The organism is Bacillus sp. CZDM1 (assembly GCF_055502545.1).
The window spans coordinates 138089-144975 of record NZ_JBUESO010000013.1 but is presented as its reverse complement, the minus strand read 5'-3'; the positions used below and the strand labels follow the sequence as shown (position 1 = coordinate 144975).

At 38.3% G+C, this 6887-nt stretch carries 5 protein-coding genes and 1 rRNA gene; all 6 read right to left on the bottom strand.

The window, feature by feature from the left end; genetic code table 11:
• Positions 1–63: ribosomal RNA gene (locus tag ACY3XC_RS23630) — 16S ribosomal RNA — on the bottom strand; the annotation flags it as partial.
• Positions 64–421: 358 nt separating this feature from the next.
• The gene (gene ptsG / locus ACY3XC_RS23625; RefSeq protein WP_464870743.1) at positions 422–2491 is read right to left on the bottom strand and encodes a glucose-specific PTS transporter subunit IIBC; all 2070 of its coding nucleotides are present in this window, start codon (positions 2489–2491) and stop codon (positions 422–424) included.
• A 183-nt stretch (positions 2492–2674) separates the two neighbouring features.
• The gene (glcT, locus tag ACY3XC_RS23620; RefSeq protein ID WP_464870742.1) at positions 2675–3517 is read right to left on the bottom strand and encodes a glucose PTS transporter transcription antiterminator GlcT; all 843 of its coding nucleotides are present in this window, start codon (positions 3515–3517) and stop codon (positions 2675–2677) included.
• An 88-nt stretch (positions 3518–3605) separates the two neighbouring features.
• Positions 3606–4733, bottom strand: a complete 1128-nt coding sequence (locus ACY3XC_RS23615; RefSeq protein ID WP_464870741.1) for an ABC transporter permease — start codon at positions 4731–4733, stop codon at positions 3606–3608.
• Positions 4726–5901 carry an ABC transporter permease gene (locus ACY3XC_RS23610; RefSeq protein ID WP_464870740.1) on the bottom strand — a complete coding sequence of 392 codons (1176 nt, stop codon included), beginning with the start codon at positions 5899–5901 and terminating at the stop codon, positions 4726–4728. Before ACY3XC_RS23610 ends, ACY3XC_RS23615 begins: the two co-directional genes overlap by 8 nt.
• Positions 5902–5910: 9 nt before the next feature.
• Positions 5911–6849, bottom strand: coding sequence for an ABC transporter ATP-binding protein (locus ACY3XC_RS23605; RefSeq protein WP_464870751.1), 939 nt, complete (start codon positions 6847–6849; stop codon positions 5911–5913).
• Between the last annotated feature and the right edge of the window lie 38 nt (positions 6850–6887).

Sequence of the window (6887 nt, the reverse complement as noted above, 5' to 3'; positions counted from 1 at the left end):
GACTTGCATGTATTAGGCACGCCGCCAGCGTTCGTCCTGAGCCAGGATCAAACTCTCCAAGAAAGTTGATTAGCTCAAAAATGTTACGTTGGCTTAGCTTTTATAAAAAGCTAAAAAATTGTTTGTTGACGTTCTTGTTTGTTTAGTTTTCAAAGAGCAATATTTCTTCGTTTACTTCGTGAACAACTTCGCTCAGAAGCAACTCTATTACTATATCATTTCGTTAACTTCGCGTCAATACTTTTTTTAAAAAGTTTTTAACGACTGCGTGTTGTTAATTCGTTATTAACGACTGCTAAAATATAATAACACCATTACCAACTAACGTCAACAATATATTTAAATTAATTTCACCTCACTCGTTAAACTTCTTTATTATAGAAGAAAGCCAGCTCTCAAATCTCGAGAGCCGGCATTTTGCTTATTTCGTAATTTTAATAATCCCTGTTTGTTTCAGATCAACTTGACCTGGCTTTTCAATCACTACCTTTTCACCTTCTGCTAAGTTTGTGAAGACAATCGGCGTAATAATTGATGTTGCATGTTCTTTAATATAATCCAGATCAACTTTTAGTAATGGCTGACCTTGTTCAACAACGTCATTCTCAGCTACTAAGGTTTCAAAGCCTTGACCTTTTAGGTTTACGGTATCAATTCCAACATGGATGAGAATTTCGCGTCCTGTATCAGAGAGAATTCCAATGGCATGCTTAGTTGGGAACAGGTTAACAATTTTCCCATTTACAGGCGATACAATTGTACCCTCTACCGGAACAATCGCAAAGCCATCGCCCATCATTTTCCCAGCAAACACTTGGTCTGGAACTTCCGTGATTGATTTTAGTTCACCTTTCAGCGGTGCCATAAACCCTTCATCTTCTGTACTGCGTGCATTTTGAAGTGCATCTGGATTAATTTCCTCGATTTGCTGTTCCACACCCTTTTCTGGTGCTTTCACTGTGGTACGAGGTTTTTTACCATCCATAATATCTTTCATTTGTCCTTTAATGGTTTCGGAACGCGGTCCAAAGATTGCTTGGATGTTGTTCCCTACTTCAAGCACACCCGCAGCGCCAAGCTTTTTAAGCTGTGCTTTATCAACTTCTTTAATATCATTAACAGAAACACGAAGGCGGGTAATACATGCATCTAAATGCGCAATATTTCCTTTACCGCCCATCGCATCTAAAATATTGGTAGCTAAATCACCTGACCCCGCTTTACCAGTTGGAGCTTGGTTTTCTTCTTCCTCTAATTCACGTCCTGGAGTTTTTAAATTAAAGGTACGAATCGCAAAACGGAAACCAAAGTAGTATACAACCGCAAAGGCTAAACCTACAGGAATAACAATCCAAGCATTTGTTTGTGGGTTAATTAATCCGAATAGGATATAGTCAATTAACCCGCCAGAGAAAGTCATCCCGATTTTAACATCTAACATATGCATAATCATAAATGAGAAACCTGCAAAGATAGCGTGAATACCGAATAAAATTGGTGCTACGAATAAGAATGAGAATTCAATCGGTTCTGTAACACCTGTTAAGAACGATGTAAGAGCAGCTGACGCCATTAAACCTCCTACGAGAACTTTCTTTTCAGGCTTTGCTTCATGATAAATCGCTAAAGCTGCTGCTGGAAGTCCAAACATCATGAATGGGAACTTACCTGTCATAAATGTTCCAGCTGTTAAATTTTGAACATTATCTGTAATTTGTGCCATGAAAATGCGTTGATCTCCACGAACTACTTCTCCTGCTTTTGTAGTGTATTCCCCGAACTCATACCAGAAAGGAGAATAGAAAATATGGTGTAATCCGAATGGAATTAATGAACGTTCAATGACTCCGAAAATAAAAGCAGAAATTGTTAAGTTTGCATGTACCATGTTTTGAGAGAATGCATTTAGACCATTTTGAATTGGCGGCCAAATGAATATCATCAACAGTCCTAAAAGTAGAGCAGTAGCTGCCGTAATAATTGGTACAAAACGTTTTCCTGCGAAGAATCCTAAATAAGATGGTAATTCAATTTCATAAAACTTATTGTACATTGCTGCTGCCAGGATACCAACGATAATACCGCCAAATACTCCTGTTTGGAGAGTAGGTATCCCTAGAACATTTGCATAGTTTAGTCCATTTACATCTTCTGGTGTAATCCCAAGGACCGTGCCCATCGTTACATTCATGATTAGGTAACCAATAATCGCTGCAAGACCAGCTGTACCTTCTCCTCCAGCTAAACCAACTGCAACCCCAACCGCAAACAAGAGCGGAAGGTTTCCAAAGATGATATCTCCAGCTTTTTGCATAACGGCTGCAATCATATCAACTGTGCTGTTGTCTAAGAATGGAGCTAATTCTAGTAGTGCTGGGTTTCTAAGCGCTGCTCCCAAAGCAAGTAAGATACCTGCAGCAGGCAAAAGAGCAACCGGCAGCATTAACGCTTTACCGACTTTTTGCAAGACGCCAAAAGCTTTTTTAAACATAATATATACCTCCAATGTATTTATGGCTCATTAAGCGTTTTCATTTACCTGAGAAAAACAAAAAAGGCATGAGTAAAAGTTCAATTGAATAAGGCTACGGGTATAGATTACCCAAAAACCTTTGTTTCAATTAATACTTTTCACTCATGCCTGATCGAATCAGTAACACGTAAAAAATAATAGCTATTTAAATTTTTTCTGTATTCGTTGCAAATGCATAGTTAAATATACCGCTTCTGCATCAAATACTTTCATTTTTAATGTTTGTTGCATCACTTTAATGAGCTTCCATGAGAGATTATAGCACACAGGATATTCTTGTTTCAATAGGGAATTTATTTTTTCTGGTTCTTCTACTTTTTCCCCTTTAATAACTCTCTCAATGGTAAATCGAAGGTGACGCACAAGCCTCATATAATCAATGCTTTCTTTATCAATATCAATTTCAAACTGCTCTTCAACCATCTTTACTAGCCTGCTGACGAGCTGGGAATGTTGATTTACGTCAGATAGGTTCCTTTTAGTCATTGCACTATGAATATGAAGCGCAATAAAACCAATTTCCCCAATAGGCAGGTTCGCTCCGGTCTTTTCATTAATGAGCCGGACAACCTCTGTTGCAATTTCATATTCATGCCGATAAAGTGTTTTTGTTTCAACCAAAAATGGATTACTTATTTCCATTCCATTTCTTGCTCTTGAAATCGCAAACATTAAATGATCTGTTAATGCTACATGAATATGCTCATCTAGAGGCGTATTTGTTCTTTGCTTGATCAGACCAATAGCAGAGATAATTACTTCTAATAATTCATTATCTATAAAAGGAAGCAATTTAATATAATTTTGCTGTTCCTTTTCGTTTTTAAGTACAAATAGTTTTTCAACTGAATCCGTTTCAATAAATTCTCCATGTTTCCGATTGAAACCAATTCCTTTTCCGATCAAAACAACTTCTTCGTAGGAAGGGTGTTCAGCTATTAAAACATTGTTATTTAACACCTTATCAATCAACAGCTTTACCAAAACCCTTCCCCCATTTCGTACCGATTATCTTTGTATTTCCATGTTATAAGAGACAAATCAAGAAGTCAACGACAATATTCGACAACCTTTATTTATACGTAATTCCCCTTATCGCTATTAAAAAGAATCCCACTGTAAATCCAAGCAACGCTAGTGTATCCTTTAATAGTGTAGTGGGATGAAGGCTGCCACTGATGATTTCTTTAAACCCAGACATCGCCCAGCTTTGGGGTACAGCCAAAGAAATCTTTTGCATAAATTCGGGAACAAGGTCAATAGACCAATACACACCGCCAAGCATACATGTACTAACAATTAACACCGCTCCTATAGCGCCTGCTTGCTGTTTCGTTTTAACAATTCCAGCAATCATAAGACCAAAACCAACCACACATAATATCACCAATGAGGCAAAAGGTATCATGTAGGTTAAATTCCCCCAAGTGGTGTCAAACAACAGGTTCATAGCAGTCATTAATACAGCAAACTGAATCCAGCCCATTAAAAAATAAGCAATTAAATATCCTAAACTAATCTGCAGCTTACTTGCTGGGGTAACCATCAATCGACTCCACGTACCACCGATTCGTTCATCTAGAATAGTGGAAGCAGCGCCCGAAAGACCAAACATCATAAACATGATAGCAAAACCAACAAACATTAAATTTATTTCCACTGTGTTGTTATCATCTCTTTGAATCGTTTGTTTTTCGATGGCAACTCCTTTACTGGATGCAACTTCTTCCAGTAAATCCGGTAAAGCGGCAGAATCGTTTTCCTCCGCAATCTTAAGGATGCGAATAATTAAGTTTGCTGTTCCTTGCAAATGGTGCTCTAAAGCAAGGTAATCTTCTGTTTTACTGCGAAGAATCACATCAAAAAATGGTTGTTTTTCTACTAGTTTTTGTTGGATGTTAATGGGAATGACAATCGCAGCTACTGTATCCTGCTCTTCCACATGTTCTTTTGCTTCCTGCAATGTTGCTTTATTCCACTGATAGTGTTCATTTTTCTTCAAAAGATTGAAGATTTCTGCGCTATGTTCTTCTTCATTCATTACAACATCGACCACTGGTTTTGTTTGTTCTGACTCTATAGCAATTCCACCAAAAATCCAGCCAAATAAGCCCGGCAAAATAAACATCATAACCAAAGCTCCCGGTGATTTAAAAAGCCCCTTTAAATGAAGCCATGCAACTGCCCAAATCCTACGCATACTTCCCCCTCCTTTCAAATGAAAGGCGAAATAAGCCAATCGCGAAAAATAATAACCCTAAGCCAATCGAGCTCAATACGGCCGGTATAATTTCAAAAAACGATGACCCTGACATTAAATCTAAATAGGTTTGGAGCGCGAGACCATTCGGTAATATTTTAGAAACAGAAACAAACCAATCAGGGAATATATATAACGGCGCCATGCTCCCGCCTAAGGCAGCGAAAATCTGAGTTCCTAACATACCAGCAGCATTAAAGGCTTTCTCTGTTTTGATAAAAGAGCCTGCCAATACACCCAAACCACAAGCACTTATGACAAAAGCAAATGTCATTATTACAACACCTGCATTTGAATTTCCCCAATTAACTCCAAATATAAACTTTGTGCCAATAATAATGACAAAAGCCTGTATTAAGGAAATAACGATTAAACCAATCATCTTTCCAGTAAGATAGTTTATGTAGGTTAAATTTGATATCAACAAACGCTTAAAGACCTCTTGCTCTTTTTCGAGAATCATTGTCGAAACACCTTGGACGACGGTCATTAGCAGGAACATGACACCCATGGCTGCAGCATAGTACTGAAAAGAACTAACTGGATTCGCGTCTAAATTTATAGATGTTACATTGAGAAAATCATGACTAGGTTCTGCTAAGGAGGCATTACCCTGAACAGGAAGTGCCATATTTGCTGAAATTGCTTCAATTGATACCGTTTGGGCAAATTGTTCCATTACACTTGAAACGATGGTTGCTTTAATACCTGGATCAGGAACAGTGATTAGCTTTGCACTCGCTTGTTCTCCCGTCATTAACGAAGCTGTAAATTCCTCATCAATAACAATTCCTACATCAAGTTTATGTTCCTTTATTTTTTCAACCATTTTTTCTTCTTTGAAATATTTGACCTTAATTTGATCAGATAGTTCCTTCTCGAAAACCTCTTCCGATAATACTCCGCCTAGCTGCCCTTGATCTAAATTAACAATTCCCAATGTGAATTTTTTAATTGTTACATCTTCATCACCATCCATCATATCGCCAAATGCTGACCCTAAAATAGCAATTAACAAAAGAGGCATCGCGATTAATGTTAATAACGCCTGTTTATCACGAACAATAATCATTAAATCTTTCCACGCCAGCCACCAGGAAGTCATCATCATTCCCCCCTAATCTCTTAAGCTTCTTCCAGTTAAATGCAAAAAGACACTTTCTAGGTTAGGTTCAACAATTTCCACGGATGAAACCTTCGTCCCGTTTTTAGTTATTAACTGGATTAATTCACTAAGAATCGCTTGCGGTTCTTTATGAAAAACGGTAAGCAAATTGTCTTTTATCAACACATCTTTTTCCAAAACAAGACTTTCTATTAAACCGCTTATCCCTAAATTGTTTGGCTTTTCATTATCCATAGTGATGATTATTCTTGACCGGTCACCGATGGCTTCCCTCAACTCACGGAGGGTCCCGCAGGCAATTAACTCCCCGTGGTCAATTATCCCAATCCGTTCACAAAGGTATTCCACTTCCTCCATATAATGACTTGTATAGATAATGGTCATTCCATTTTGATTTAAGGATTTTACGGTATTGAGAATATGATTTCTTGACTGCGGATCGATTCCCACTGTCGGTTCATCCATGATTAATACTTCTGGTTTATGCAGGATTGCTGCACCAATATTTACCCGCCGCTTCATTCCGCCCGAAAAAGTACTGATTTTATCCTTAGCCCGGTCTGTCAGCCCAATGATTTCAAGGACTTCATCAACAGCTTTTTCAAGAGCATTTCCAGATAAATCATACATTCTCCCCCAAAACTTTAGATTCTCTCTTGCTGATAATGTCTCATAGAGTGCAATTTCCTGAGGGACCACACCTATCGACTTTTGGGCTTGTTTTGGATTTTTGATAACATCAACACCCGTTATTTGGATACTTCCTGAGGTCGGAGGGTATAACCCGGTGATCATGTTGATGGTAGTGGACTTTCCTGCACCATTTGGTCCAAGCAAACTGAAGGACTCGCCTTTCTCCACCGAAAAGGACACACCCTTCACTGCTTCTAACTTTCCAAAGCTTTTTCCCAGCTCCTGAACATTTAGTATCTTCACTTTCGGCACTCCCTTCCCATTCCCTTTCATAT

Excerpts from the sequence above, each read along its gene's own strand:
- ptsG (WP_464870743.1), bottom strand. The coding sequence starts at position 2,491 with ATGTTTAAAAAAGCTTTTGGCGTCTTGCAAAAAGTCGGTAAAGCGTTA.
- ACY3XC_RS23615 (WP_464870741.1), bottom strand. The coding sequence starts at position 4,733 with ATGCGTAGGATTTGGGCAGTTGCATGGCTTCATTTAAAGGGGCTTTTT.
- ACY3XC_RS23610 (WP_464870740.1), bottom strand. The coding sequence starts at position 5,901 with ATGATGACTTCCTGGTGGCTGGCGTGGAAAGATTTAATGATTATTGTT.